This window comes from Paenibacillus sp. Leaf72, assembly GCF_001422685.1.
Lineage (GTDB): Bacteria > Bacillota > Bacilli > Paenibacillales > Paenibacillaceae > Pristimantibacillus.
In genome coordinates this window covers 19,606-45,498 of the sequence record NZ_LMLV01000012.1, presented here as the reverse complement: position 1 = coordinate 45,498, position 25,893 = coordinate 19,606, and the positions used below count along the sequence as shown (strand labels likewise).

The window sequence follows — 25,893 nt, the reverse complement described above, 5'->3', positions numbered from 1 at the left end:
TACTTGTACTGAACCATTTCAAGTTCGAATGAACTTATCATACGCCCGCGATATAGGAATGTAAAGATGAGATAATAGCCAATAATATCAACATTTTTCGCATTTTTGCCTGTAATTTGCCTCATATGGCCTGCTAACAACGAATGGCGAGATTGCATATTGACCCTTGAGTTCGGTATATTAGTTCATAAGAACTTAAAATTCATTTAAAAAGGATAGTGAAAAGTAGACATGGGTATAGGACTTAATCTGTTATTGATTGCATTATTAATTGTGATGACTGCCTTTTTCGTAGCAACGGAATTTGCTGTTATCAGGCTCCGGGCAAGCCGGGTCGATCAATTAGTGCTTGAAGGCAAGAAAAACGCTCTTGCCGTACAACAGGTTACAAGCAATTTGGATGGTTATCTGTCGGCCTGTCAGCTTGGTATTACCATTACAGCGCTCGGATTAGGTTGGCTAGGTGAACCGACAGTGGAGAAAATCCTGTTCCCTCTTTTTCAACAGCTTAGTATAAGTAGTGAAGTCAGTCACGTATTGTCCTTTATTATCGCTTTTGCTTCCGTAACCTTTCTGCACGTCGTTATTGGTGAGCTTGCTCCGAAGACGTGGGCGATTCAAAAAGCGGAATTCATCAGCTTTACAGTAGCAAAGCCAATCATCTTGTTCCACAAAATTATGTATCCTTTCATCTGGGTATTGAACGGTTCTGCAAATGCGCTTGTGCGCTTGTTCGGACTAAAGCCGGTGAAAGAGCATGAAGACGCTCATAGCGAAGAAGAAATTCAGATTATTCTGAATGACAGCTACCAGAGCGGCAAAATCAACAACACGGAGTATGGCTACGTGAGCCGCATTTTCGCTTTTGACGAAATGCTCGCGAAGGAGATTATGGTGCCCCGCACCGATATGATCTGCCTGTATTCCAATAAATCGTTAGTTGAAAACATGGAAATCATTCATAAAGAACAATATACACGCTTTCCTGTCGCACAAGACAGCAAAGACAACATTATCGGCATGATCAATACGAAGCAAATGTTTTTGCAATTTCATCATAATAAAGAGTTTGATTTCAAAAAGCTGATCCATCCTGTACTTACGGTTTCCGAAGTGCTGCCTGTCAAAACGCTGCTCAAGCGCATGCAGCAGGAGCAAGTGCATATCGCCATTTTGATGGATGAATACGGCGGAACGTCAGGCCTCATTACGATTGAAGATATTTTAGAAGAAATTGTTGGCGAAATTCGTGATGAATTTGATGCTGACGAGCGCAAGGACATTGAGAAGCTTGCTGACAACTGTTACCTGCTTGACGGCAAAGTATCACTCGACGAATTGAGCGAGCTTACAGGGGTCAATCTGGAGCATGAGGAAGTCGATACGGTCGGCGGCTGGCTGTACAGCGAAATTCAAGATCCGCGCATCGGCAAAGAACTTCATCATCATAATATGCGATTTATTATTCGTGAGATCGGCAAGCACCGAATTAAGAAGGTTGAGCTGATCATTGAAACGGATGAAATAGAGACTCAGGTCGAGACAACGGCCTAAGGCCAATAAAATAAAAACGGGGTGCATCTCTTAAATGAGAGGCGCCCCGTTTTTTCGAATGTTTTGTTGCCCCTGCCTCATGACGGAGACCATGTACGATGAAGCCCTGAAATGATAGAGATTACAACGAGCGAGCAGACAAGCGAAAGCGGAACAGCGCTGCCCGTTAAATAGCAAATACCCCCGATCAAAAGGCCGCCTGCGCCGTTAAACAGAATAAACTTAGTAGCTGCTCTTGCCCTTGTACCGCCTATACGAAATGCAGCATAATGGATCGCACACATAAGGACATGTATAACGTATAAACTAGCAAAAAATATAAAGAACACAGCAAAACCGAAATCCCCATTGATGTCCGTTTCATGCGATAAAAAATAGTAATCCGCTTTGATCCATACAAAGCTGTAAATCGCGCTTAAAATAAAGGACACTGCGCTGACATTGACGATAAATTCTTTTTGCAATTTCCCCATAACCGACTCCTTGTCCCTTGCATTAGTTAGTTAGCTGGCTGCTCCCGCTTGAACAGCTGCTTCATGAGCGGCGGGGTGACTAACGTTGTCACCATAATAACGAGTACGACCGGGGTAAAATAAGCCTGCGGCAGCAGCGCCGACTGCAAGCCGGAAGCGGCGATAATGAGCGCTACCTCGCCTCTAGATATCATTCCCGCCCCAATTCCTATGGACGAGCGCATATTGAAGCCTGTGAGTCTTGCTCCGGCTGCGGCGCCGAACAGCTTTGTCAGTATCGCAACAACGGATAACAAAGCGATAAACCCTATTTGCTCGCCTATTCCCGCAAAAGTAACGTTAAGCCCAATGCTGATGAAAAAAACAGGTACAAATAGCGAATAGGCGATCGGCTCGATCTTCGTTTCAACCGTGTGGCGAAGCGGCGTTTGCCCAATCGCAATCCCCGCAGCGAATGCTCCGATAATGCCAGCAACGCCCATAGCGTCTGCGAAATAAGCGAAGCCGAAGCAGATAACCAGCGCAGCGCTTATCGCTGCCTCTGTAACCGGGAAGCGGGCCAGCCGCTTCATGACGAACGGCACCAGCCACCAGCTCGCGGCAATAATAACAGCAAAGAACAGCACTTTTTTCCCGAGCATCAGGGGAATCGATACATCTCCTCCTGATCCAAGCAAGCTCATGACAACAGCCAGCAAAACAACGACCACCACGTCATCTACAACCGCCGCTCCTAGTATCGTCGTGCCTTCCCTGGAGCTCAGCTTGTTCATTTCCTTCAACGTTTGCACCGATATGCTGACCGAGGTGGCGGAGAGCAGCAGCCCCAGAAAGATCGCCTGCGCGGAGGACAAGCCGAACAAGACAGCAGCCCCATATCCTCCGGCGAATGGCAAAATAATGCCCCCTAGCGCCACTGAAAATGACGCTTTCCAGTCTTTACGCAGCTGCTCCAGATCCGTCTCAAGCCCTGCGATAAACATGAGCAGCAGCACGCCGATTTCTGAGAAATGAGCCAGCCAGTCGCTATTGTCTACCCACCCAAGCAAGGCGGGACCAACGACTATACCTGCAAGCAGCTTTCCGAGTACAGCAGGCTGGCCAGCCTTGACGGAAAGTGCTCCTGCTATTTTGGACACCGCGATAATTAGCATTAACGTTAAAATAAATTCCATTTAATTTCCCTCCTTATTTGCAGCAAAAAAATAAAAAAAGAGCCCGCATATATACGGGCTCTTTACAAGCAGACAGAGAAATCCCGTTGTTGACAGACTCCTCCGAAAAACTTCTTTTTATTCAATTAAACGCTCAATACTTTTATTATACCTAAAATGAGCCTCGAAAACCATACTTTCCGCCCATTAACTGCCGCTTATGCTCTCGCGTACCGCCTTCGGAAGCGACTTTACAACCAGCTCATAGGAGTGGGTGATCATGCTCTCGACCTCTTCTTGCTCCAGGCTGCCGTCCAGCAGCACCGTATTCCAGTGCTTCTTATTCATATGGTAGCCAGGGATAACCGCCGCATGCTGCTCGCGTAAATTTTCAGCAATGATAGGGTCGCATTTGAGCGATATCGATTTCCGGTCGTCAGAAATTAAGGCAAACATCTTTCCCTCAACCTTCATAACCAGCGCTTCCGGTCCGAAAGGATAATCTTCAAAAGCGCCCTTCTTGCCCAGGCAATATTTAATATAATGCTCCATGGCCGTTGTCCCCCTTTTTGCCTTATCGTACCATTTTTCAGTGAGAAAAATAAAGTCCTCGCCCAAACAGCTGCTGCCGTTTAAACGAGGACTTATTATGGTTATTAATTAATAAATTAAATTAGTAAACGAGCGAGAACAAGCCGTTAACATGCGACAGGTAACGAACGTTACTTGCTTCTTTCATCAGGGAAGCTGTAGTGCCTCTCAGACGAAGCTGGCTTGCGCCAACGGTTCCGATTGCATCTTTGCGGCCAAGGCTCGCAAGAACGCCGGAGTTAACGAATGTAAACGATTTTTGCGGCAAGCCTTTGGATTGCGCGAACAGGTTGTAGCCGATTGCTTCGCCCATTTGCCATGCGATTTGTGCACTTGGCGGATATGGACGGCCGTCTGGGCTAAATACAACTGCGTTGTCGCCAGCCAGGTAAACTTCAGGGTGCGAAGTCGATTGCAGGAACTCATTGACTGTAGCGCGGCCACGGTTTACTTCAATACCGCAGTTTGCTACGACAGGGTTGCCTGTAACGCCGCCAGTCCATACGAATGTGTTAGCCACAAGCGTTTGACCGTCTTTCAAAATAACTTGGTTGCCTTTTACTTCTGTAACCGCAATACCCATCAGCAGTTGAACGCCGCGTTTTTCAAGGCTTGCTTTCGCACGGTCAACAAGCTCCACAGGGAAACCAGCCAGAATCGACGGGCCTGCTTCAACATTGTATACCGATACTTCGCTGATGTTAACGCCGTACTGCTCACACCATTTTGGCAGCATGTCGGCAATTTCACCGATCAGCTCAATACCAGTCAGGCCGCCGCCGCCAACAACGATCGTTGCGTCAGCTTTGTCTTTGGATTTTGCATACGCAGCAAGGCGCTCTTGAATGTGCGCGCTCACGCGGTTTGCTTCCTCAACCGATTTCAGCGTCAGGCTGTTCTCTTCAAGGCCTGGGATGCCGAAAAATGCTGTTTCGCCACCAAGAGCGATAACAAGCGTATCGTAGGAAGTTTTTGCACCACTGGAAAGGTGAACTTGCTTCTGGTCCGGATCAATTTTGTCGACTGTGTCGATAACCAAATTGATGGATTTATCTTTAAACAGCTTCGTCAGCGGCAAAGCAACGTTGTTCTCATGAACGCCGCCAACGGCCAGACGATGCAATTCCGTTACGATTTGGTGCGATGGAATACGGTTAACAACGGTAATGCTTGCTTCCTCGGGGGACATATATTTGCGAGTTGTCAATGCGCTCAGCAAACCGCCATAACCGCCACCCAAAATCAAAATATGCTTAGACATACTGATCCTCCGTTCTCATTCTGATCCGATCTTAACGCTGTTTGTTGCGCTCTGCCAATACATCCAAGAACGATTGCGCGAAACGCAATGTTTGTTGGACCTGAGGATCTTTCAGCATTTTGAGAATGCCGAACAGACCGATTGTCGTAGGCTCTGCATGTGCACGATCATTAGCTTCTACAGCAGCCGATGCAATGCCTTTTGCTTTGTCCGTAATTGGCTTAACGAATTCTTCGATACCATGCTTCATGTCGCCCATAAGCACTTGGTCATTCGCTACAGTTGTTGCCACATCATAAGCTTTGGTCATCAAAGTAACCATTTCAGCAAGCTTAGGCAAGCTTTCTACCAGCTGATTCAGCGAGCTTTGGATTTCCGGTTTAAGCAATTGCTCCAGAACGTCCAGTTCACTACGTACAGATCCCGTCTGTACTTCTTGCTCTGTTAATGTTTCCGACATACGAAAAATGCCTCCCTTGCGTTGATTGTTGCATGATTAGTTAAACGCCGTTACAACTGCAAGCCGCCTCTGAAAAAAACCTGAAATTGTGAAATGTTTCACAATAAGGATGCATCATTAGAGGGACTTGACCACACTCATGTTCATTTTATTCCTTTGCGACAAAAACTGCAATTACAACTTTTAGTTACTTTTGAAAAGTTCAAGCGTAAACGGCATTGCAGCCCTTTGAAGGCACTGCCGTTACGCGTTGAAATAGAGGAAAATGTTATGCAGCCAGATTATACTTCCTTATATTTTAATAAAAAGACTGCTTTTGCAAGCAGCCCTTCGTTTTATAATGCTTATATTATAGCTTAAAATCATTATCCGCATTCACTTCCTCCGCTGCGTAAAGCGGCGAACGGGCTTGCAGCCAGTGGAAGAAATTCGTCGCAATAACTTTCAGCACCGCATAACCTGGAACGGCTAAAATAATTCCCGCCAATCCAAACAAATTTCCAGCGGTCAAAATGACGAAAATAATCGTAATGGGATGAATATGCATGCTTTTTCCCATAATTTGCGGGGAAATAAACTTCCCTTCGATAAGCTGGACAATCGTCCAGATCACTAGCATTTTCAGCAGCATGACGGGTGAGGTTACCATCGCAACAATGAGCGCTGGCGTAATCGCGATAGCTGGGCCCAGATACGGAATGATGGCTGTACATGCGGCAATCAGCGCCAGCACCAGCGAATATTCAAGCCCAATGATCAAATAACCAATATATAGCAGCACCCCAATGCAGAAGCTTACAATAATCTGACCTCTTATGTAGCTGCTGATTTGGCCGTTCATTTCGCCCATAATGCGCTTCGTGTGCGCTCTCATGTTCATTGGCAGTATAGCCGCAATATAATCCGGCAGCCTTTTGCCATCTTTTAATAGGTAGAAAAGAATAAATGGCAGCGTAATGACGGCAAGCACGACATCTTTAAGCGCCCCCACGAATGAACCTAAACTTTGCCATACCCCATTCAGCAGCTCCGTCGCCCGCTTCGTAATATTGCCGCTCAAATCCGAAGGGTTAACATTGAGCCACCGCTCAATATCCCGCAGGTCTCCGCTGTGCATCAGCTCATCAAACTTCGTTCGCAGCTGATCCCCATAGCCCGGCAAATTATCGACCAGACTGACGATCTGTGTAGTTACAAGCGGAATGACCACCGTCAGCAAAATCGTAAGCAGCCCTAAAATAACCGCAAAAATCACAAAGATGGAATAAATACGCGGAGCCTTCTTCGTCTCCAAATAATCTACAATCGGATTCAGCAAATAATAAGCTACACCCGCCAAAATAATCGGCAGCAGCACCGTCTTGAACAATACAGCGAGCGGCGTGAACACGTAGGAGATTTTGCTCATGACAAAAATATTCAGACTAACCAGGAGCAGCACGAGCAAAAATATGACGAATTTATTATTTAAAATAAACTGTACAAACCGTTCTTTTCCTGTTTTAAAATGGTCCATCCGCTGTTCCTTCTTCCTGCTTATGATGTTCTCAGCTTTCTGCAACGATTTCCCCTGTACGGGTCAAGTCATACCCTTCGATGGCTCCCAGCTCCTGCTTGAAGCTTTGCGACCGTAAAATGCGAATGACCGCATTAATGAATAGTTGATTGTCCGGCTTCTTCAGCATAACCAGGTCGTATTGCTCCTGAACGAGTGGTATATAGGTAAGGCGGGAGACGATCGCTGCAGCCCTCTCCGTTCCAATACCCACATCAGCCTCGCCTGACGCAACCTGCGCCGCTACTGCAAGATGGTTCGTCTGCTCCTGGTCATAGCCTAGTATTGAAGCTGCCGGAATACCGTGCAATCGAAGCTGCTCATCCAGCAGCACGCGCGCACCGGCCCCACGCTCCCGATTAATGAGGCGAAGTCCTGGCTTCGCCAAATCGGCCCAGCTTGCCAGCTTAAGCGGATTGCCCTGCTGCACGAACAAGCCTGCGCTCCTCGTCAGCATATGAACAACGATATAAGGTGCCCCAATCAATAGTTTACGAATATAGGGAACGTTATATTCCCCTGTATCGCCATCCAGCAAATGCGTGCTAACGATGTCTGATTCTCCTCTATACATCGATATCAGGCTGTCCATGCTGCCGACATAGGAGCGCAGCGGGCGCAAGCCAGGTCCCTCCCGCTCCATATGCTTGGCCAAAATATCCAGGCTCATATCTTGTCCGGTAATGACGATCGGGCGTCCCCCGCCAGTTGTTGACAAGGCAGCGTTTCGGTCCGATAAATCCAGCGCGTTCGCGTATGGAGACCCTTGCTGCTGGGAAGCCATTGTCTTGCCGGCAGGCGCACTGGCTTGGAGGCCTTTTGCCCGCAGCTTGTACGCTTCCAGATCGGAAGCGTCAATTCGCATCTGCTTGCCTACCCGATAGGAGGGCAGATCTCCTTTTTTAATCAAATCGTATACGGTTAGTTTGGAAATCTTTAGAAGCTTGGCAATTTCTTCAGTTGTATATGAGATGTCAGCGGACATATGGGATCTCCTTAGCCTCGTTCAGCCCAGGTCGCAGGCTGAATTCGGTTATTATTTTCATACCTTTAATTGTAGCATAATCTATTTCAAACCTCCCATCTCACTTTACAGTCGAATTGACACCAGTCTATAATGATGTTTAGTTATAAATAGATATAATAAACTATATTTGGAGGAGAGTTTATGCTTACACCTTTCAAGAAACCTGCTGCACTATTTTTCATGTTGGCTGTGCTGCTTGTATGCGCGGCGTGCGGGGCGAACAATACTGGAACGGCTGCCTTAGACACAAGCGCAAGCAGTCCCAGCGCTGCTGTTGTAGAATCGGCATCTCCGCAGGCGAGCGAGGCTCCTGCACCTGCCGAGAAAGTAGATTTAACGATCTCTGCTGCTGCCAGCTTGACCGATGCCCTTCAAGAACTCAAGCAAGCTTATGAAGCTGCGAATCCATCTATTTCCTTAAACTTCAACTTCGGCGCATCCGGCGCATTGCAGCAGCAAATAGAACAAGGCGCCCCGGCTGACCTGTTCCTCTCTGCTTCTTCCAAAAACCTGAAAGCACTCGTTGAAGGAGGCTTTATTGCGGAAGACCAGCAAATAAAACTTCTGGCTAACGAACTCGTTATTGTAACGGGAGCTGACAGCAAAGTGGAAGTAGCCGCTATTGCCGACCTCAGCCAAGATACCCTTGGCAAAATCGCAATCGGTATTCCAGAGAGCGTGCCTGCTGGCAACTATGCAATGGAAGCTTTGACGAACGCTAAGCTGTGGGACAGCCTGCAATCCAAGCTTGTCCAAGCGAAAGACGTGCGCCAAGTGCTGCAATATGTAGAAACAGGAAATGTAGACGCCGGTTTCGTCTATCGTACAGATGCACTGACTTCCGATAAAGTGACAATCGCTGCTGCTGTTGATCCAGAAACTTATACGCCAATTGTATATCCAATCGGTATTGTGAAAGAAACGAAGCATCAAAGTGAAGCGGAAGCTTTATACGCTTACCTGCAATCCGAAGATGCCATGAACGTATTTACTAAATACGGGTTCTCCGCGGCGAAATGATTGGGGCAGGCATAGATTGGCCCGCATTTTGGACGCCGATCCGGCTTTCTCTACAGGTTGCCTTACTATCGAGTGTCGTAACCCTTTTGCTTGGAGTCCTTATTGCAAGATGGATGTCGAAAGCAAAGTTCAAAGGCAAGCTGCTGCTTGAAACACTATTTATGCTGCCGCTTGTACTGCCGCCGACGGTCGTTGGTTTTCTGCTGCTTGTGCTGCTCGGCCGCAGAGGCTGGATGGGCAAGCTGATCGAGTGGGTGTTTCATGCTCCAGTCATTTTCACCTGGTGGGCGGCGGTTATCGCCTCCATAGTCGTTGCCTTCCCCCTCGTCTACCAGACGATGAAGGTTGGCTTCTCAGGAGTAGATCGTAATTTAGAGGATGCGGGCCGCTCTATGGGCGGCAATGAATCGCAGATTTTTCGCTACATTACGCTGCCGCTTGTATGGCCTTCTCTCATCAGCGCTTATATACTCGGCTTCGCCAGAGCGCTCGGCGAGTTCGGGGCAACACTCATGATTGCTGGCAATATTCCGGGTGTTACCCAGACGGTGCCAACCGCGATCTACGTCGCTGTAGACGGTGGCAACATGACGATGGCTTGGGCATGGACGATTGCCATCGTTCTCATTTCCTTCCTTATGCTGGCGCTCACCCGCAGGAAGACTGAATAGCTGTTTAGAATAAAAAAACATAGAACAAGCCGTGTTTCTCTGCAGCAGAGAAACACGGCTTGTTTTTACCTTTTGCAGCAAGCTTTATCTAGCGTATAAAATGCTCCAGCGCCTTATTCAAATCCTCCAGCGTTTTTTTCTCCCCATGGTGAATGGCATCCACCACACAGCTTTCCAGATGATCCTTCAGCAGCAGCTTGGCCGCATTATCGAGCGCCTTGCGCACCGCTGCAATCTGCAGCAAAATGTCAGAGCAGTCACGCCCGTCAGCCGTCATTTCCTTCACGGATCGAACATGCCCCTCAATACGGGCCAATCGATTAATAATTTGTTTGCGATGCTTATGCTCATGCGTATGTGTATGCGTGTGTGTATGATCCTGCTCCAATGCACATCCCCCTCTACTCGACTTGAACGATCGTCTGTTTCGCATTCATCCGAGACTTGAAGCGCTGCATCAAATAAATGGAGCGCATTAGTTGATCAATCGCGCTGACCAGCCAGACGCCTGCGATGCCCATCTGAAAATGCAAGCACAGCACATAAATGCCCAGCACTCGTATTCCCCATATACCAATGATTGTACTATACATTGGACTCTTCGTGTCGCCTGCCCCTTGAAGAGCGCCTGCAAGGACTAGACTCATCGCCAGAAACGGCTGGGCAAATGCATCAATGCCGAGCGCAGTGCGGACCATTTCAACGATGACGTTCTCACCTGTAAACCAGCTTGCCGCTATTCCTGATCCAAGCCAGAAAACGATGCCGATTATGGTCATGAACACTACGGCTATCCACGCCGTCAGCAGCCCATATTCATAGCTATCCCGCGTTCGCCCCGCCCCCAGTTGCTGGCCAACCAGCGTTGTAGCTGCTACTGCCAAGCCATAACCAGGCAGATAAGACAGGGCAATCACATTGCCTGCTATTAAATGCGCAGCGTATACTTCGGTACTTATTCGAATGACGAGGCCCAAATAAAACATTTGTCCGACACGCATAATCAACCGTTCTGCCGCAGCCGGTAATGATAAATTTAATAGCGGGTATGTGTAGCTCTGCACAGATTGTTTTTTCAATAGGGAAAAAGAAAGCTTAGATTGCTGTATGTATTTGTACAACACCACAGTTCCAATGACGCGGACTATGGACGTCGCCCAGCCTGCTCCGGCAATTCCCCAGCCTTCCCAGCCGCCAATGCCGAATATGAGTACATAATCCAACACGATATGAATGAGATTGACCCATATGCCAACAATCATCGGCGCTCTTGTATTGCCCGCAGAACGCAAAATGCTTCCGAAGATCGCCATAAGCGATATAAACAAGGAAGGCACCGCAACAATTTGAAAATAAATAACCCCCTGTGCCAGAACATCTGGAGCTGCCCCCATTAAACGCAAAATGGACTCCGCAAAAAATAAGCTTACAATGCCTAATGCTAAGCCTGTAAACGCCGATATCCATGTCGACTGCCTGGCTATGGCCGTAGCCTTAGTGAAATCCCCGGCGCCTACTGCTCTGGCTATTAGTGAAGAGGTGCCAATTCCTAAAGCTGTAAATAGCGCAATATAGACCGCTATAACCGTGTTGCCCACCCCAACGGCAGCTACTTCATTCAGACCGATTCTAGAAACAAATAATGTATCGATAAATCCAACTATCGTGAGCAAAAAGTTCTCAATCATTGTCGGCACAGCAAGCGCTAATATGATTTTTATTTTTTGCCGCCGTGTTGTCATTCCGGCCTGTTGAGCTTCCAGCATGGCATCCCAGCCCCCTGATCCTTTAAGCTTAATCCCCTCATTATATCCCCCCACGGGGGATATAACAAAGAAAATCTCATCTCAGCATATCCTGAAATTAAAGCTTTACTAATCAGGGGCCAGTATGTTAGCCTTATTTCTACAGATATAGAAATAGCAATGGAGGAGGGACTACGCATGGAGGAGCAGGAAGCCATTCAAGCAGCCGTTAAAGTTTATAAAGCGCTCGGAGAACCGACCCGCTTCAAAATCGCCCAACTGCTTGCCAAGCAGCCTGATCAGTGCTGCAGCACGCTTGGACAGCAATTAGAAATGGTTGCAAGCTCTACGCTTTCCCATCATTTGAAGCAGCTATCAGAATGCGGCCTGTTAAAAATGCGCAAGGAAGGCACGTTTATTTACTACAGCCCGGATATGGACGTTATACAGAAATACGCTCCTTATTTGCTGGCATAATTTTTTTAGTTTATATTTCTATATTTTTAGAAATATAGAAATATAAGTGGAGAGGACTATCATCATGCTGTCGAACACATTGAAAATTTATTTGCTTGCCTTAATTAGTTTTTTGGTTGGAACATCGGAGTATGTCATTGCTGGGATATTGGATAAAATTTCGGAGGATATTGGCGTATCGGTCAGTGCCGCCGGCCAGCTCATTACCTTTTTCTCGCTTACTTACGCGCTTGGCACACCTATTCTGATGGCCCTGACGGGACGGATTGAACGGCGCAAGCTGCTGCTTTACGCGATGTTTGTCTTTGTGCTTGGCAACTTGCTTGCCATTGCTCTGCCAGGCTTCGGCTTGTTCATCGCTGCGCGCATCATTATGGCGCTTGGATCAGGCGTCGTCGTCGTAACCTCACTAACGCTTGCTGCAAAAATGGCCGCTCCCGGCAAACAGGCCAGCGCAATCGCCACCGTCGTCACCGGGTTTACTGCCGCGCTAATCATCGGAATTCCGATCGGCCGTATGGTAGCCGCATCTTATGACTGGAAAAGCGTCTTCGGTGGCATTGGCGTGCTCGGACTGCTTGCCATCATTATGATTGTCTTTGCCATTCCGCGATACGATGGCGAGCCTTCTGTACCGCTGCGCGAGCAGCTGGCCTTGCTTAAGACACCAAAAATTGCTGCTGCTTTAGGCGTCACTTTTCTATGGATAGTCGGCTACTCGATTCCTTATACGTATATATCGCCCTACCTCCTGCAAGTGACCGCTATGAGCGAAAATACACTAAGCATCGCCTTATTCGGATTTGGGGTAGCCAGCCTGATCGGCTCCAAGCTAGGCGGCTACAGCACAGACAAATGGGGCGTGAAGCGTACATTAATGGGTGGCATGCTTGTTCATGCCGCTGCCCTGCTGCTCATTTCCTTCAGTGCCAGCTCCTCGGCTATTGTTTTCCCGCTGCTTATGCTATGGTCATTTGCTGCTTGGTCATCCGGGCCTACACAGCAATACAATTTGCTGACGCTTGCGCCAAGCGCATCGAGCATTATGCTGAGCCTGAACACTTCCGTGCTGCAGCTCGCTATGGCAGTTGGGGCAAGCGCAGGCGGACTAATCGTCGCCAAAGTCTCCTTGCCTAGCATTACGTGGATTGGCGCATCCGGCGTCTTGCTCGCTGTGATTCTGATTGTCCTTTCACGCAAGCTGACCAGCAACCGCGAGCCAGCAACCGTTCCTAGTGTCGCTCCACAGGCTTGAAATGACATGAATTGACTTGCAATGATTAGTAATGTATTTGCAAAGTTCTCTTCATCTTGCTTTAATAAACAACCTCTATACTAGTACTCAACCCCCCTTTTAATTAATATAAATGTTTAGACCCACGCTGTGGGTTTATTTTTTTGCCGTTTTTCAGCTTGCCTGCCTGAATCAGCCATCGTAAATAAGCATAAAAAAAGCCTGCCGAGACGAATCTCAGGCAGACTTCTTTCGAATAGAAAAATCTATTCTGTAGTGTACGGCAGCAATGCTACTTGGCGCGAACGTTTGATCGCGATAGTCAGCAGGCGTTGGTACTTTGCGCTTGTTCCAGTTACACGACGTGGCAAGATTTTGCCGCGCTCGCTGATAAACTTTTTAAGCAGGTCCGTGTCTTTATAATCAACTTTAGTGATTTTGTTCACGGTGAAGAAGCAAACTTTACGGCGTTTGTTACGTCCGCCTTTGCGGCCGCCGAATTTGCGTTCTGGACGCTCTCCGTCTCCGCCTTCTCTTGGCTTAAAGCTCATTCGAATCCATCCTTTCAATTAAAATGGCAAATCATCCTCAGATATATCGATCGGTCGACCATCATCCGAGAACGGATCACGGTTGTCGTTACGTGAGTTGTTACTGGAGCGGCCGCTATTGTTATTGCTGTTGTTGTTGCTGTTATAGCCGCCTCCGCCTCCTCCACCGTTACCGTAGGAAGAACCGCCTCCGAAAGAACCGCTTCCGCCGCTCATACCACCGCTATCTTCACGCGCTCCGCCCGCATCCTTGTTGGATTCCAAGAAACGGACGTTGTCAGCGATTACTTCCGTCACATAGACGCGCTTGCCTTCGTTGTTCTCGTAGTTCCGAACCTGAATACGACCTTCAACCGCTGTTAAGCGGCCTTTACGCAAGTAGTTGGCGCATGTCTCGGCTAGCTGACGCCACGTGACTACCGGAATGAAATCCGCTTCACGCTCGCCCTGACCGCTCGTAAACGGACGGTCAACTGCTATTGTAAATTGCGCTACTGCAACGCCAGCAGGCGTGTAACGCAATTCAGGGTCTCTCGTCAATCTACCAATAAGTATTACACGATTCAACATCGTCTCTGACCTCCCAATCGATCAATCCTTGGCTTCAACTAAGCTACGTCTCTGACGACCAAGAAGCGGATAACTTCATCCGTAATCTTCAGGATACGGTCAAGTTCGTTAACGACTTCCGTAGTTCCGTTGAAATGAACCAGAACGTAGTATCCCTCACGAATCTTGTTGATCTCATACGCAAGACGGCGTTTACCGCTAACATCTTGTTTCGTAACTTCTCCACCATTGGAGATGATGCCATTAAATTTCTCAACGACAGCTTGAAGAGCTTCTTGCTCAACATCAGGACGAACAATGTACATCACTTCGTATTTGCGCATTATGTTTCACCTCCTTTTGGACTAACGGCCCCATAAATGGAGCAAGGAGCGAGGTTCTTACTCGCATCCTCTAACTATACCAAATATATAGCCCAAAAACAAGCTTCTATTTCCTCCCGTTATCTGGTGTTCATGAACGCCCGCCCCCCGGCTCATATTAAGGTAGCGGGCAGTTGAACTCATACTGCTTGCAGGCTTATGCCATTACGGCATAACTGCTTAAGTGGCAATCTACATCATATACAGGAGGTAATTTAAGATGGGCGAAGGAACGTTGTTTTCCGCTGGTGATAAGGCGCCGAATGATGGCACGTACATCGAGGATGGCGTCAATTCCTTTCACCAAGGCATTCAAAATCCGCAGAAGGTGAAACTGAGCAAAGGCCAGCGCTTCCCGGACAACACGAACCATGAACGCAAATGGAAGCGAATGGGCCACTAATATTTCAAAACGCATGTATAGCTTTCGCCCAGCGTGGGCATTCTAATTTATGACGGTGTGAAGAGAGGTGTGGTTCCGTTGGACTTTTTAGTGCAAGGGCTGCTACAAGAGGAATTTGTCCACTGAGCTTTAGAAGCGGAGGGTTGTGCCAAAGACAATGTCCGTAACACACGCACACTTGTCCATCTCCAAAAGTAAAGCGGTATATGCCGCCTGCCAAAAGAATGGACAGGTCAGTTAACGAATACGCAGCAGCGGAAACGTTGGTACTGATTGAACAGTGATTGCTCCCATGTTTCTGTTGCAAAGTAGTGTGAAAATGTACTCAATCGATCAAACACCGTCAGGAGAAGGAGCTCGCAAGAGCTCCTTTTTTGCATGCTTATTTTTTTCATTATAAAATGCTCGTTCCATGGTAAAGTAATCAGAGTATGTCGTATGAAATTGAGGGTTTGGAATTTAGGGTTTGGATTATAATTCACAGCAATTGATTTGCACAAAGGTGGGTATTATCTTGCATTCTGTAACGACGAAGCAGCATCCTTCCTCTGCTTCCTTTATTCGCTTGTATGTTTTGGCCTTTTTCTTTTTCGCCGCCAATTCTGCTTTAACGATTATTTTGCCGCTCCGAAGCGAGGCGGTGGGCATGAATCAGGCGGAGATTGGTTTAATTATGGGGGCCTATATGTTTACCTGCATGCTCCTCAGACCCTTTGCTGCACAGCTCATTGGACGTTATGGGCCGCTTTCCGTTATGAAATGGCTGCTTTGCGCCCATGCTGTCCTCCTTCTCCTTTATACCGTTAGCGGAACGGAGCAATACATATGGCTTAGAGCTCTACAGGGAGCTATAACGGCTTTTTTCTCCATGACGATGCAGGTGGGGATCGTGGAATCGTTGGAAAATAAAGATCGCGCCCAGGGGCTGTCCATGTACACGTTATTTACAATGGTCCCGTCACTCGTTATTCCGATCGCCGCTTTACAAATATGGCAAAGCAGCAGCGAGCTGCTATTCGCCCTGCTGATGATCGTACTGGCTGCCGTTCCTCTGCTCATTTTCTATCGTACGGCGCTTCCGAAACGGACCTTGCAGGATAAAACCTATACGCTCCGCGATATGGCTGTATCACTCGGTACGATTTGGAAAAGCCCGCCCATGCTCATTAGCAGCATCGTTATGCTGCTGGCCTCCTGCGTGTTTGGAGCCACTGCTACCTTTCTTCCGCTATTTATGCTTGCCGCTGGCTCAGGGGATGCAGGCATATATTTAACGATACAGGGCCTGGTCGTCATCACCTGCCGCTTTGTTTTGCGCAAAAAAATCCCGTCCAATGGCAGCTGGAATACGTGGCTCATGGCCGGGCTGCTGTTGTCTGCTGCGCTTGGGAGCCAGTTGTTAGCCATGCTGGACATCGTAGGCGCATTTGTATATGTGTCAGCCGTATGTAATGGCTTTGCCGTGGCGCTGCTCTATCCGACGCTGACGACCTATCTCTCTTTTATTTTGCCAGAGAAAAGCCGCTATGTGCTGATGGCGATTTTTTTATCGTCCTACGATCTTGGTTTTTCCCTTGGCGGATTCGCAATGGGCATTCTACTGCAAAGCAGCTCCTACCCTGCCATGTTTACGTGCTGTACCCTATTGTCAGTTACAGCGGCGCTTATTATTATCCTGTCCAAAAGAACGATGGAAGTGAAGCCAGCCCCTTAAGGAGCTGGCTTCATTCAAGTCAAGCACAACCAAAAAAGCCGATTCCCGTTTCAACCAGGAATCAGCCTTTTCATATCAACTCTATAGTATTACAATCGCCGTTACAGCGCATATGTGCGAGAATGGCGGAGAAGGTGGGATTCGAACCCACGCACGCTTTGACACGCCTAGCTGATTTCGAGTCAGCCCCCTTGGGCCTCTTGGGTACCTCTCCGCATATAAGAAGATCTTATCATATTTGCCGCCCCGATGCAACTAAAACCTCTTATATTTTTATGCCGCTTGCATGCAGTCGATTCGTCCTTATTTGCATTTGCTGCGTGCGAGCTTGCCCATAGCGATATTCGCCAATAAAGGTGGAATGCCACACTGCGAAAATATATAGTGCCCATAGCTTCCGCGAGTAATCGCCCTTGCCTTCCCGGTGCTGCATCAGCATGAGACGCGCAGCATGGACATCAAACCATTGCGGCACAACGCTAATTTGCTCCAGCATTTGATCCCCGAACTTGCCATGCAGCCACTTGCGCAGCGGGATCGGAAACCCGAGCTTAGGCCGCTGCAATAACGGCTCTGGAAGAATGCCTCGCATCGCTTCCCTCAGCACGTATTTGGTCGTGCCATTTGCCAGCTTGTATTCGGCTGGAATTTTGCGGGCCACCTCAAACACCTCTTTATCGAGAAAAGGAACGCGCAGCTCCAGCGAATGCGCCATGCTCATTTTATCCGCCTTCATCAAAATATCACCCGGCAGCCAAAAGTTCATATCAATCAGCTGCATACGAGTCAGATCATCCAGATGGCGGCTGTTATAATAAACGTCGCTTGTTAATGAAGCCGAAGGCAGCATCGCCTCCAAACGCTCGGAGCCAAGCAGCGCGATTTGTCGTTTGTCTGATTCATTGAACAGCTTAGCATTTCCATAAAAACGCTGTTCAATCGGCGAGAACCCCCGCAGCAAATAGTTTTTCCCGCGAAAAGCGAGCGGAACCCGCTCCACCATGCGATGCAGCCGCGACTTCATGCCGTTTGGCAGCCATGATACAGGGCGCAACGAGCGCGGCTCGCCATAGATGCCATAGCCGCCGAACAGCTCATCCGCTCCCTCCCCTGACATCACGACCGTTACCTGCTTCCCGGCCAGCTGAGATAAGCTGTATAACGCAATGGCTGACGGATCAGCAACGGGCTCGTCCAAATGCCATACTGCCTTCTGCGTATTTGCAAAAAATTGCTCAGGCGTGATTTCCTCCTCATCATGCATGGAGCCAATCGCCTTTGCCGCTGCCCGGGCATACTCATTTTCATTACCCTCTCCTGCAAAGCCTACCGAGAACGTTTTCGTTAACTGCTCCTGCATCGATAACGCCGCAATCGCCGACGAGTCAATTCCGCCTGATAAAAAGCTGCCGAGCGGCACATCCCCTTGGCGATGCAGCTTCACCGAATCGCGCAGCACGGCTCTGATTTCCTCGATAAACGTGCCTATCGGCCGCTGTTCGGGTTCAAAAGCAGGCTCCCAATATCGCCGCTTAGTTACCCTGCCCTCCCGATCGACAAGCATAAAATGTCCCGGCTCCAGCTTCTGAACCCCTTCAAACATCGTCTGCGGCTGAGGGACGTACTGAAAGGTCAAATAGTGCATCATACTGGCATAATCCACTTGCGGCACTTGCCCGCTTACAGCCAGGAGCCCTTTTAATTCCGATGAAAAAAGAAACTGGTGCCCCTCCTGCGCATAATAAAACGGCTTTATCCCAAAATGGTCCCGCGCAGCAAACAGCCGTTGCTCCGCCCGATCCCAAATGGCAAAGCTGAACATGCCTCTCAAATGGTGCACGCAGTCTATACCATATTCCTCATAGAGATGCACGATGATCTCTGAATCACTTCGATTGCGAAACTGATGGCCTTTGCTCTGCAGCATGAGTCTCAGCTCTTTATAATTGTATATTTCTCCATTAAAAATAAGCCAAACCTGTCCATTTTCATTGGTCATCGGTTGGGCGCCATCTTCAATATCTACAATAGAAAGCCTGTTAAAGCCTAATGCAGCTCTATCCATAAGCTGTATGCCGGATTGGTTAGGGCCTCGATGTCCCATCTGCTCCATCATGCTGCTAATCTCTCTATCCGTTGGGTCACTTCCATTGCCATATCGGATGATTCCGGAAATTCCACACATCGGCTTCTTTCCTCCACTCTCTCCTGATCGCTAAGACATAGTATTTCTAATGTCAAAACATACTATACGGAGCATAAGTATCCGAAAGACGTCCACCTTGTTTCCAAGCTGTAAACAATGAAAGTGCCGAAAAACAACAAAAAAACCTCCATCGCCCTTAACGATAAGGCTGGAGGTCATTCATTTCCTTCATCATTCATTTCTGTTAACAATCTTAAATCGGGTCCTGCTCTGTCTGGGCCGGCGCTTGCCCGCCATCAGCAGAAGCGGTGGAACGCAGCACCTTTTTCATATTTTTCTCAAATTTAGCCCGCGGTATTAATACACTGTGCTTGCAGCCTACACATTTAATGCGAATATCCATGCCCATTCGAATCACTTCCATTTCATTCGATCCGCAAGGATGCTGCTTTTTCATCTGGACGACATCGCCAAGCTCAAATTGCTTACGCTCCATTTCTTTCTCCGCTCCTCTCATCGCGATGATAGGTAACCATGCGTGGATACGGCGTATCCATACCGTTCTCAACCAGTGCTTTCTTCACCTGCAAATTAATTTTTCTGGCCAGCGCATGCTGCGTATTAGGCAAGCATTCCGCTATAATACGGATTTTCACTTCCGTTGCGCCCATGAGCTGAATGCCGAGCACCTCCGGCGGCTTCGCAAGATTTTCATCTTCCAGCTTATCTACCGTTGCTTGAATAATGCTCGTTGCCCGATCTACATCTTCCTCATAACCGATCGAAACGTCCACGACGGCTACAGAATTCCGCAAGGAGAAGTTCGTCACCTCATTAATCATGCCGTTCGGAATGATGAAAATCTCCCCTGTCCAGCTCAGCAGCCTAGTCGTCCGCAATCCAATAACCTCGACCGTCCCTTTGAACTGTCCAGCCTGAATGACATCCCCTACAGCAAACTGATCCTCCAAAATAATAAAGAAACCCGTAATAATGTCCTTCACCAGGCTTTGCGCGCCAAACCCAATAGCCAAACCGACGATTCCGGCACCTGCTAGCAGCGGCCCCAGCTGAATGCCCAGCTCCGACATCAACAGCATGCCGCCAATTAGATAGCAGACGTACATGACGATATTTTTGAGCAGCCGTCCTACCGTGACCATCCTTCTAGTCTGCATCGGCAAACGACTCGTTTGTTTATTTGATAATATACGATCAATCGATTTGTTGACAATCCATATAAGCAAATGCGTAATAACAATAATGAGCGCTATGCGAATCGCAGATTCACCAAAACGCTGCCATGTCTCTACATTCGTCAACCAATCCATGAAGTTTTTGTACATGTTTAGTGTTTTCAAGAGCTATTTCCTCCTACAGATTCACTTGTTCATATCCCGAATGAATAGGTTTAAAAATCCCTCTTATTTCAACCTTCTCAGACACAATGACCTGCTGTACCGTATCCAAATCATCCTCTGGAAAATGAATGGACAAGGCGCAGCCTGCCGTAATCTCTTTAGGAGTCGGACAAATATCTATTTCAATTTCTGCATATTCGAGCAGCATTTCCGCTCGCAACGCCTGCTGTGTGGAATCAAAAGCAATCAACATAAGCCACTTTTCTCCTCTCCCTCTTTTTACGCAACGTAATCAGTGGGTTTATGACGTATAAAATGGTTGTCCTATCCATATACTAGATAACATATTAGCTATAACGGAGGGATTCTATGAAACTTTCTTTTTTGAAAGAAGTGCCGTTGAAAGTTCCGCATACCGATACCAACGCCATGACGTTAATCGTAAACCGCCTCTCCCTTATGCTCAACGAGCTTGCAGGCGCCAGACCGCTCATCATTGTATGCGTGGGCACTGACCGTTCAACGGGCGATTCGCTTGGCCCCATTATCGGAACCTCTCTCGCAAAATACAACAGCCCTTACTTTACTTTATACGGCACGCTGGAAGAGCCGGTTCACGCGATGAACTTGACCGATACACTGGCACTTATCCATCAAAACCATCACAATCCATTCATCATTGGCATCGATGCTTGTTTAGGACAAGTTTCCAGCATCGGCTCTGTTCATATCGGGACGGGTCCGGTACGCCCTGGCGCCGGCGTTAATAAGGAGCTCCCGCCTGTCGGTGATATGCACATAACCGGTATTGTGAATGTGGGCGGTTTTATGGAATATTTCGTGCTGCAAAATACTCGTCTGCATCTTGTCATTAAGATGGCCGACCTTATTGCTTTCAGCCTTTTCTCCGCTATAATGGGCAGCAATCGTGTTATGCTTCAGGCTAGGGAACAAGCTGCATCAGCCGAATGATCCAGTCTCCAGCTTTTGGCTCATCCTTTTTATTTCGCTTTCGCAATTGCCTGCAGCTCTTCCGGTGTTAACGGATACGTTGATTGTCCGGCCTCTAATGGCTTGGCATACACATATGCACTATCCCTGCTATGAATACTCGACACGACGACTCCGTCTTGCGCCGCATTTACAATCGCGATGGAGAAGCTAAGGTCGCTTCCTTGCTCCGAGAATGCATTATAGCGAATAACACCCAAGCGTCCCTTCTCCTCAAGCTGGCGCCGTTCCAGTTGTTCCAGCTTCGCCTCTACTACTCTCGAATGCCTGGCATGCTCGGCTATTTCCTGCTTCAACCCAATAACGACTTCTTCAATGTTCGTAATACCCGTATCACCCATAACCTCTACGTACTGCTTGCGTAATTTTTTAAGCCTTCTTCCAAGCCTTATGATCCAAATTAAAATAATAAAAAGCAGCACTACCAGCAATGCCAACAAACCGTATAAAGGGTTGTTCATCCAATCATTCATGTAAACCTTTCCGCCCCCAGAAATAAATCAAATTTTATATTGCGCACGTATTTCACGCACCGCATCAACGAGCGCACTCACTTCCGCTTCCGTTGTAAAATAACCCACACTCGCTCTAACCGCTCCTGTAGCCATCGTACCCGCACTGGCATGGGCAAGCGGCGTACAATGAAAGCCCGCACGTACAGCGATTTGATAATGCTGGTCCAAAATAAAAGACATCTCCGAAGGATCAACGCCATCCGCTACAAAAGAAACCATGCCGGTCCGCTGCTCCCCAAGCCTCGGTCCAAGCAGCCTGATTCCTTCTACCGTGGATAACCCCTCCATCATCTGCTGTGTAAGTGTCCATTCCTTAGTATGGATTTTATGAACCGTCTCATTCAGAACATATTCTACGCCTGCCTTCAAACCTGCCAGGCCGGGTGTGTTTTGCGTCCCTGCTTCATATCGATCCGGACGCACATAAGGCTGCTCAGCTGCCTCAGATTGACTTCCAGTTCCTCCATGCAGCATTGGGACAAGGTCTAGCTCCGGATGGATGTACAAGCCCCCTGTGCCCTGTGGGCCGAGCAGCCCTTTATGTCCAGGGAAAGCCAGCATATCAATTCCCATTGCTTCAACATCAATTTCCAAAATCCCCGCACTTTGAGCCGCATCCACTAGCAGCTTTACACCTCTTTGGCGGGTTAGCTCGCCAATCTCAGCTAAAGGAACAATGGTTCCGAGCAGGTTTGAGCTATGACTTACGATAACAAGCGTCGTCTGTGGCATAAGCGCATCTCGCACTTGATCTACCGTTATGTTCCCCTGTTCATCTGCCTCAACATAGGTAACCTTTATCCCGAGCGACTGCTTTAGAAATTCTAACGGCCGTCTTACGGAATTATGCTCAATCCCAGTAGCAACTACATGATCGCCTTCTTTTATATACCCTTTTATCGCCATATTCAAAGCGCCTGTTGTATTCCCTGCAAAGGCAATATCATTAGGGTTTCTCACCTTAAACAACTTAGCTAGCTGCTTTCGTGTATCAAACAACACACGACTAGCACGCACAGCCATGCGATGACTGCCTCTCCCCGGGTTAGCCGCGTCATGCATCATAGCATGCTGCACCGCTTCAATAACCGAGTTAGGCTTCGGCCATGATGTTGCAGCATGATCTAAATAAATGATTTCCTCACCATTAGCCTTCATCATTCATCCACTCCCACCATCACTTACGTGTCTTCTCATAACAATAGCATACCTTAGTTTAATCTTCAGGATCAAAGATTACACCTCGGGTATGCTATCTTATCAAGACTACGCCATGTATTGAAGCATCTCCAGAAGCCGTTCCAAGTCCTGTTTATTATAATATTGAAGCTCAATTTTACCTTTATCCTTTTGCTGCTTAATTTTCACCGTTGTTTTGAATCGTTCTCTGAGCGACTCCTCTAAACTTTCAATATAAGGATCACGTTTTTTCGCTTTGCTTTTCGCTTGTTTGCCATCATTGCTGTCCTCATCCTTAAGTGACTCAAGCTTTTGAATCGCTTCCTCAAGCTCACGTACGCTCCAGCCTTGATTGATAATGAGTTCAGCCAGTTCCAGCTGCACCTTTAAATCTTTAATGCCTGCAAGAGCCCGAGCATGTCCCATGGAAATTGTTCCACGTGAAACATTATCTTTAATCGACTCTGGCAATGCCAGCAATCTTACAAAGTTAGCAATATGCGATCTGGACTTGCCTACTTTCATAGAAAGCTCTTCTTGAGTTAACTTGAATTTGTCCATAAGATTCTGATAAGCTATCGCCACTTCTATCGCATTCAGGTCTTCACGCTGCAAATTTTCAATCAGCGCAATTTCCATAACTTGTTGATCCGAGAAAGATCTGACAACTGCCGGAACGGTCGTATTGCCACAAAGCTGAGACGCTCTGAAGCGACGTTCACCCGCAATAATCTCATAGCCCTTCATTACAGTACGAACAATAATCGGCTGAATGACACCATGCTGCTTAATCGATTCGGCCAATTCTTTTATCGACTGCTCATCAAATGTTTTTCGTGGTTGGTAAGGGTTCGGCCGCAATTGTGTAATTGCAACTTCAATGACTTTATCATCATCGTTTACCGAAAGCGATGGAATAAGCGCATCCAGACCTCTACCTAGCCGCTTGCTCATACGTAATCACTTCCTTCGCCAGTTCAAGATATACTTCTGCACCCTTCGATTTGGGATCATACGTAATGATCGCTTGTCCATGAGAAGGCGCTTCACTTAAACGCACATTACGTGGAATAATCGTCTGGTATACTTTCTGTTGAAAATATTTCTTCACTTCTTCAATAACCTGAATGCCCAGATTCGTTCTGGCATCAAGCATCGTAAGTAATACACCTTCAATTTGCAGCGTCGTGTTTAAATGCTTTTGCACCAATCTTACCGTATTCAGCAATTGGCTCAAGCCCTCCAGGGCATAATATTCACATTGAATAGGAATGATGACCGAATCAGCAGCAGTCAAGGAATTAATCGTTAATAAACCCAATGATGGCGGGCAATCGATTAAAATGTAATCAAACTGATCCTTTAATAAATGCAGCGCTTTCTTTAAACGAACTTCTCTGGAAATAGTTGGAACTAATTCAATCTCCGCCCCAGCAAGTTGAATGGTAGCAGGGATAATTTTCAAGCCGGGAATTTTCGTATCAGCCAACGCTTCGTGTGGGTCGATATCATTAACAAGCACATCATAAATACAGCTTTCAACATCTGCCTTATTTATACCTACTCCGCTAGTCGTATTGCCTTGCGGATCAATATCAACAAGCAGTACCCGTCTGCCAAGCGTCGCGAGACAAGCACCCAAATTAACTGATGTCGTCGTCTTGCCGACGCCACCCTTCTGATTCGCTATTGCTATAATTTTAGACAAGTCTTTCACCTCTATACTCTGTGTAAAAGCTATTAACAAAGAAGCAATACAAGCGGTAACCGTCCAGTAGCGGGACATCGCCTAGTAGTAATATTAGCATAAATGGATTCGCCGCCCTCAGCAAGCAGCGAGGACGGCAGCAGTTAAATCTATTATCGCATTTAATAGTATCTACATGCAAATGAGGATTTGCGAGCCCCTTTAACGAATCATACGCTTAACGTTTAGGAATGTGAATCACAATTTCATAATGGTCCTCGTGATCCTTCTCATTTGTCTTAATTTGCAAGCCTGAGCCTGACACCATCTCGATAGACTGTCTAATCGTATTAAGAGCAAGCCGAACATCTTTCGTAAAAGATACCCGCTTCGCTTTTTTGGCTTTAACCGTTTCATTCAGGAAAGCAATCCGAATTTCCGTTTGCTTTACATTGAGTTCTTTGGAAATAATCTCTTCCAGCACTTGAAGCTGAAGCTCTTCAGTAGGCAGAGCCAGCAATGCCCGTGCATGCCGCTCGGTAATTTTACGCTCCATTAACGCACTTTTAACTACCTCATTAAGTGCCAGCAATCTTAGTTTGTTGGCAATCGTTGATTGGCTCTTGCCCAATCGCTGCGCCAAGCTTTCCTGCGTCAATTGATGCAGCTCAATCAGCTTCTGATAAGCAACAGCCTCTTCAATAGCCGTTAGATTTTCCCGCTGCAAATTTTCAATTAATGCGATTGATGCCGTCTGCGAGTCATTAAACTCACGAATAATGCCTGGTATCGTATCATAACCAAGCTTCGTCACAGCACGCCATCGGCGTTCTCCCGCAATAATTTCATAGCGGTTGTTCCGCATTCGCACGACGATAGGCTGAATAATGCCATGCGTCTTAATCGTCTGGCATAACTCATCAATTCGTTCATCATCAAATATCGACCTCGGTTGAAATGGACTCGTGTCGATTTCATTAACCGGAATTTGTTTAACCTCTTCATTATTGTTGCTGCGTTGGTCATTCAAACCAAACAAACGAGAAAGTTGTTCTTTCATTTATCCACTACCACCCGATCAAGAAACGGCCCCATCAGCAGAGCCAGCTTCAAAGATGTGCTGCCAAATAACAGTCTTGCTTGTATTCTGTTCCACTTCAATCGAGACAATC

At 47.4% G+C, this 25,893-nt stretch carries 29 protein-coding genes and 1 tRNA gene; 8 read left to right on the top strand and 22 right to left on the bottom strand.

The window, feature by feature from the left end; all coding sequences use genetic code 11:
• The first annotated feature begins 231 nt into the window (after positions 1 to 231).
• Complete coding sequence (locus ASF12_RS14980; protein ID WP_056036120.1) at positions 232 to 1,554, top strand: hemolysin family protein; 1,323 nt, start codon at positions 232 to 234, stop codon at positions 1,552 to 1,554.
• A gap of 77 nt (positions 1,555 to 1,631) precedes the next feature.
• Here ASF12_RS14980 and ASF12_RS14975 read toward each other — a convergent pair whose 3' ends face one another.
• The 7 genes from ASF12_RS14975 to ASF12_RS14945 form a co-directional block, all read right to left on the bottom strand.
• Positions 1,632 to 2,027, bottom strand: a complete 396-nt coding sequence (locus ASF12_RS14975; protein ID WP_056036118.1) for a hypothetical protein — start codon at positions 2,025 to 2,027, stop codon at positions 1,632 to 1,634.
• A 26-nt stretch (positions 2,028 to 2,053) separates the two neighbouring features.
• Entirely contained in the window at positions 2,054 to 3,202 is a 1,149-nt protein-coding gene (locus ASF12_RS14970; protein WP_056036115.1) for a cation:proton antiporter, read from the bottom strand.
• A 186-nt stretch (positions 3,203 to 3,388) separates the two neighbouring features.
• Positions 3,389 to 3,733, bottom strand: coding sequence for an MmcQ/YjbR family DNA-binding protein (locus ASF12_RS14965; protein WP_056036111.1), 345 nt, complete (start codon positions 3,731 to 3,733; stop codon positions 3,389 to 3,391).
• 121 nt (positions 3,734 to 3,854) lie between these two features.
• A complete protein-coding gene (locus ASF12_RS14960; RefSeq protein WP_056036107.1) occupies positions 3,855 to 5,033 on the bottom strand; it encodes an NAD(P)/FAD-dependent oxidoreductase in 1,179 nt (392 codons plus the stop codon).
• 31 nt (positions 5,034 to 5,064) lie between these two features.
• Positions 5,065 to 5,493, bottom strand: a complete 429-nt coding sequence (locus tag ASF12_RS14955; protein ID WP_056036104.1) for a DUF1641 domain-containing protein — start codon at positions 5,491 to 5,493, stop codon at positions 5,065 to 5,067.
• 349 nt (positions 5,494 to 5,842) lie between these two features.
• Positions 5,843 to 7,009, bottom strand: a complete 1,167-nt coding sequence (locus tag ASF12_RS14950) for an AI-2E family transporter (protein ID WP_056036102.1) — start codon at positions 7,007 to 7,009, stop codon at positions 5,843 to 5,845.
• Between the two features lie 31 nt (positions 7,010 to 7,040).
• The gene (locus tag ASF12_RS14945) at positions 7,041 to 8,033 is read right to left on the bottom strand and encodes a helix-turn-helix transcriptional regulator (protein WP_056036099.1); all 993 of its coding nucleotides are present in this window, start codon (positions 8,031 to 8,033) and stop codon (positions 7,041 to 7,043) included.
• Positions 8,034 to 8,216: 183 nt separating this feature from the next.
• Between ASF12_RS14945 and modA the strand changes: the two genes are divergently transcribed.
• The gene (gene modA / locus ASF12_RS14940; RefSeq protein ID WP_056036096.1) at positions 8,217 to 9,095 is read left to right on the top strand and encodes a molybdate ABC transporter substrate-binding protein; all 879 of its coding nucleotides are present in this window, start codon (positions 8,217 to 8,219) and stop codon (positions 9,093 to 9,095) included.
• A complete protein-coding gene (gene modB, locus ASF12_RS14935) occupies positions 9,092 to 9,766 on the top strand; it encodes a molybdate ABC transporter permease subunit (protein ID WP_056036086.1) in 675 nt (224 codons plus the stop codon). The genes modA and modB overlap by 4 nt, the downstream gene beginning before the upstream one ends.
• A gap of 88 nt (positions 9,767 to 9,854) precedes the next feature.
• Here the strand turns inward: modB and ASF12_RS14930 are convergent, their stop codons facing one another.
• Positions 9,855 to 10,154 carry a metal-sensing transcriptional repressor gene (locus tag ASF12_RS14930; RefSeq protein ID WP_327204919.1) on the bottom strand — a complete coding sequence of 100 codons (300 nt, stop codon included), beginning with the start codon at positions 10,152 to 10,154 and terminating at the stop codon, positions 9,855 to 9,857.
• Positions 10,155 to 10,167: 13 nt separating this feature from the next.
• The gene (locus ASF12_RS14925) at positions 10,168 to 11,532 is read right to left on the bottom strand and encodes an MATE family efflux transporter (RefSeq protein WP_056036081.1); all 1,365 of its coding nucleotides are present in this window, start codon (positions 11,530 to 11,532) and stop codon (positions 10,168 to 10,170) included.
• A 177-nt stretch (positions 11,533 to 11,709) separates the two neighbouring features.
• Here ASF12_RS14925 and ASF12_RS14920 point away from each other — a divergent pair, with 177 nt between their 5' ends.
• Together ASF12_RS14920 and ASF12_RS14915 are read left to right on the top strand one after the other, a co-directional pair.
• Positions 11,710 to 11,988 (top strand): ArsR/SmtB family transcription factor, encoded by a 279-nt coding sequence (locus tag ASF12_RS14920; protein WP_056036077.1) that lies wholly within the window; start codon positions 11,710 to 11,712, stop codon positions 11,986 to 11,988.
• 67 nt (positions 11,989 to 12,055) lie between these two features.
• Entirely contained in the window at positions 12,056 to 13,243 is a 1,188-nt protein-coding gene (locus ASF12_RS14915; RefSeq protein ID WP_155973218.1) for an MFS transporter, read from the top strand.
• A gap of 245 nt (positions 13,244 to 13,488) precedes the next feature.
• Here the strand turns inward: ASF12_RS14915 and rpsR are convergent, their stop codons facing one another.
• From rpsR to rpsF, 3 genes are read right to left on the bottom strand one after another with little or no spacing between them, the layout of a single operon-like run.
• Positions 13,489 to 13,773 carry a 30S ribosomal protein S18 gene (rpsR, locus tag ASF12_RS14910; protein WP_046234583.1) on the bottom strand — a complete coding sequence of 95 codons (285 nt, stop codon included), beginning with the start codon at positions 13,771 to 13,773 and terminating at the stop codon, positions 13,489 to 13,491.
• Positions 13,774 to 13,791: 18 nt separating this feature from the next.
• Complete coding sequence (ssb, locus tag ASF12_RS14905; RefSeq protein ID WP_056036071.1) at positions 13,792 to 14,343, bottom strand: single-stranded DNA-binding protein; 552 nt, start codon at positions 14,341 to 14,343, stop codon at positions 13,792 to 13,794.
• A gap of 38 nt (positions 14,344 to 14,381) precedes the next feature.
• Entirely contained in the window at positions 14,382 to 14,666 is a 285-nt protein-coding gene (gene rpsF, locus ASF12_RS14900) for a 30S ribosomal protein S6 (RefSeq protein ID WP_046234581.1), read from the bottom strand.
• A gap of 259 nt (positions 14,667 to 14,925) precedes the next feature.
• On the opposite strand from rpsF, the gene ASF12_RS14895 reads away from it, so the two are divergent.
• Together ASF12_RS14895 and cntE are read left to right on the top strand one after the other, a co-directional pair.
• Entirely contained in the window at positions 14,926 to 15,108 is a 183-nt protein-coding gene (locus tag ASF12_RS14895; RefSeq protein ID WP_056036068.1) for a YjzC family protein, read from the top strand.
• Positions 15,109 to 15,622: 514 nt separating this feature from the next.
• Positions 15,623 to 16,822, top strand: a complete 1,200-nt coding sequence (cntE, locus tag ASF12_RS14890) for a staphylopine family metallophore export MFS transporter CntE (RefSeq protein WP_056036065.1) — start codon at positions 15,623 to 15,625, stop codon at positions 16,820 to 16,822.
• A 123-nt stretch (positions 16,823 to 16,945) separates the two neighbouring features.
• Here cntE and ASF12_RS14885 read toward each other — a convergent pair.
• From ASF12_RS14885 to ASF12_RS14865, 5 genes are all read right to left on the bottom strand, one after another.
• A tRNA-Ser gene (locus ASF12_RS14885) sits at positions 16,946 to 17,036 on the bottom strand.
• Positions 17,037 to 17,087: 51 nt separating this feature from the next.
• Positions 17,088 to 19,007 carry an asparagine synthase (glutamine-hydrolyzing) gene (gene asnB / locus ASF12_RS14880; RefSeq protein WP_056036062.1) on the bottom strand — a complete coding sequence of 640 codons (1,920 nt, stop codon included), beginning with the start codon at positions 19,005 to 19,007 and terminating at the stop codon, positions 17,088 to 17,090.
• A 214-nt stretch (positions 19,008 to 19,221) separates the two neighbouring features.
• Positions 19,222 to 19,464 carry a DUF951 domain-containing protein gene (locus ASF12_RS14875; RefSeq protein ID WP_056036059.1) on the bottom strand — a complete coding sequence of 81 codons (243 nt, stop codon included), beginning with the start codon at positions 19,462 to 19,464 and terminating at the stop codon, positions 19,222 to 19,224.
• Entirely contained in the window at positions 19,454 to 20,329 is an 876-nt protein-coding gene (locus ASF12_RS14870) for a mechanosensitive ion channel family protein (RefSeq protein WP_056036056.1), read from the bottom strand. The genes ASF12_RS14875 and ASF12_RS14870 overlap by 11 nt, the downstream gene beginning before the upstream one ends.
• 13 nt (positions 20,330 to 20,342) lie before the next feature.
• Positions 20,343 to 20,582, bottom strand: a complete 240-nt coding sequence (locus ASF12_RS14865) for a DUF3343 domain-containing protein (protein ID WP_056036053.1) — start codon at positions 20,580 to 20,582, stop codon at positions 20,343 to 20,345.
• 116 nt (positions 20,583 to 20,698) lie between these two features.
• On the opposite strand from ASF12_RS14865, the gene yyaC reads away from it, so the two are divergent.
• Complete coding sequence (yyaC, locus tag ASF12_RS14860; RefSeq protein ID WP_056036050.1) at positions 20,699 to 21,301, top strand: spore protease YyaC; 603 nt, start codon at positions 20,699 to 20,701, stop codon at positions 21,299 to 21,301.
• Positions 21,302 to 21,330: 29 nt separating this feature from the next.
• Here the strand turns inward: yyaC and ASF12_RS14855 are convergent, their stop codons facing one another.
• The 5 genes from ASF12_RS14855 to noc all read right to left on the bottom strand — a co-directional run bounded on the left by ASF12_RS14855 (position 21,331) and on the right by noc (position 25,781).
• On the bottom strand, positions 21,331 to 21,813 hold the full coding sequence (locus ASF12_RS14855) for a DUF4446 family protein (RefSeq protein WP_056036047.1): 483 nt from the start codon (positions 21,811 to 21,813) through the stop codon (positions 21,331 to 21,333).
• A gap of 27 nt (positions 21,814 to 21,840) precedes the next feature.
• Positions 21,841 to 23,013, bottom strand: coding sequence for an aminotransferase class V-fold PLP-dependent enzyme (locus ASF12_RS14850; RefSeq protein ID WP_056036044.1), 1,173 nt, complete (start codon positions 23,011 to 23,013; stop codon positions 21,841 to 21,843).
• 108 nt (positions 23,014 to 23,121) lie between these two features.
• Positions 23,122 to 23,988 (bottom strand): ParB/RepB/Spo0J family partition protein, encoded by an 867-nt coding sequence (locus ASF12_RS14845; RefSeq protein WP_056036041.1) that lies wholly within the window; start codon positions 23,986 to 23,988, stop codon positions 23,122 to 23,124.
• Entirely contained in the window at positions 23,969 to 24,742 is a 774-nt protein-coding gene (locus ASF12_RS14840; protein WP_056036038.1) for a ParA family protein, read from the bottom strand. The genes ASF12_RS14845 and ASF12_RS14840 overlap by 20 nt, the downstream gene beginning before the upstream one ends.
• Before the next feature lie 217 nt (positions 24,743 to 24,959).
• Entirely contained in the window at positions 24,960 to 25,781 is an 822-nt protein-coding gene (gene noc, locus ASF12_RS14835; RefSeq protein ID WP_056036035.1) for a nucleoid occlusion protein, read from the bottom strand.
• Between the last annotated feature and the right edge of the window lie 112 nt (positions 25,782 to 25,893).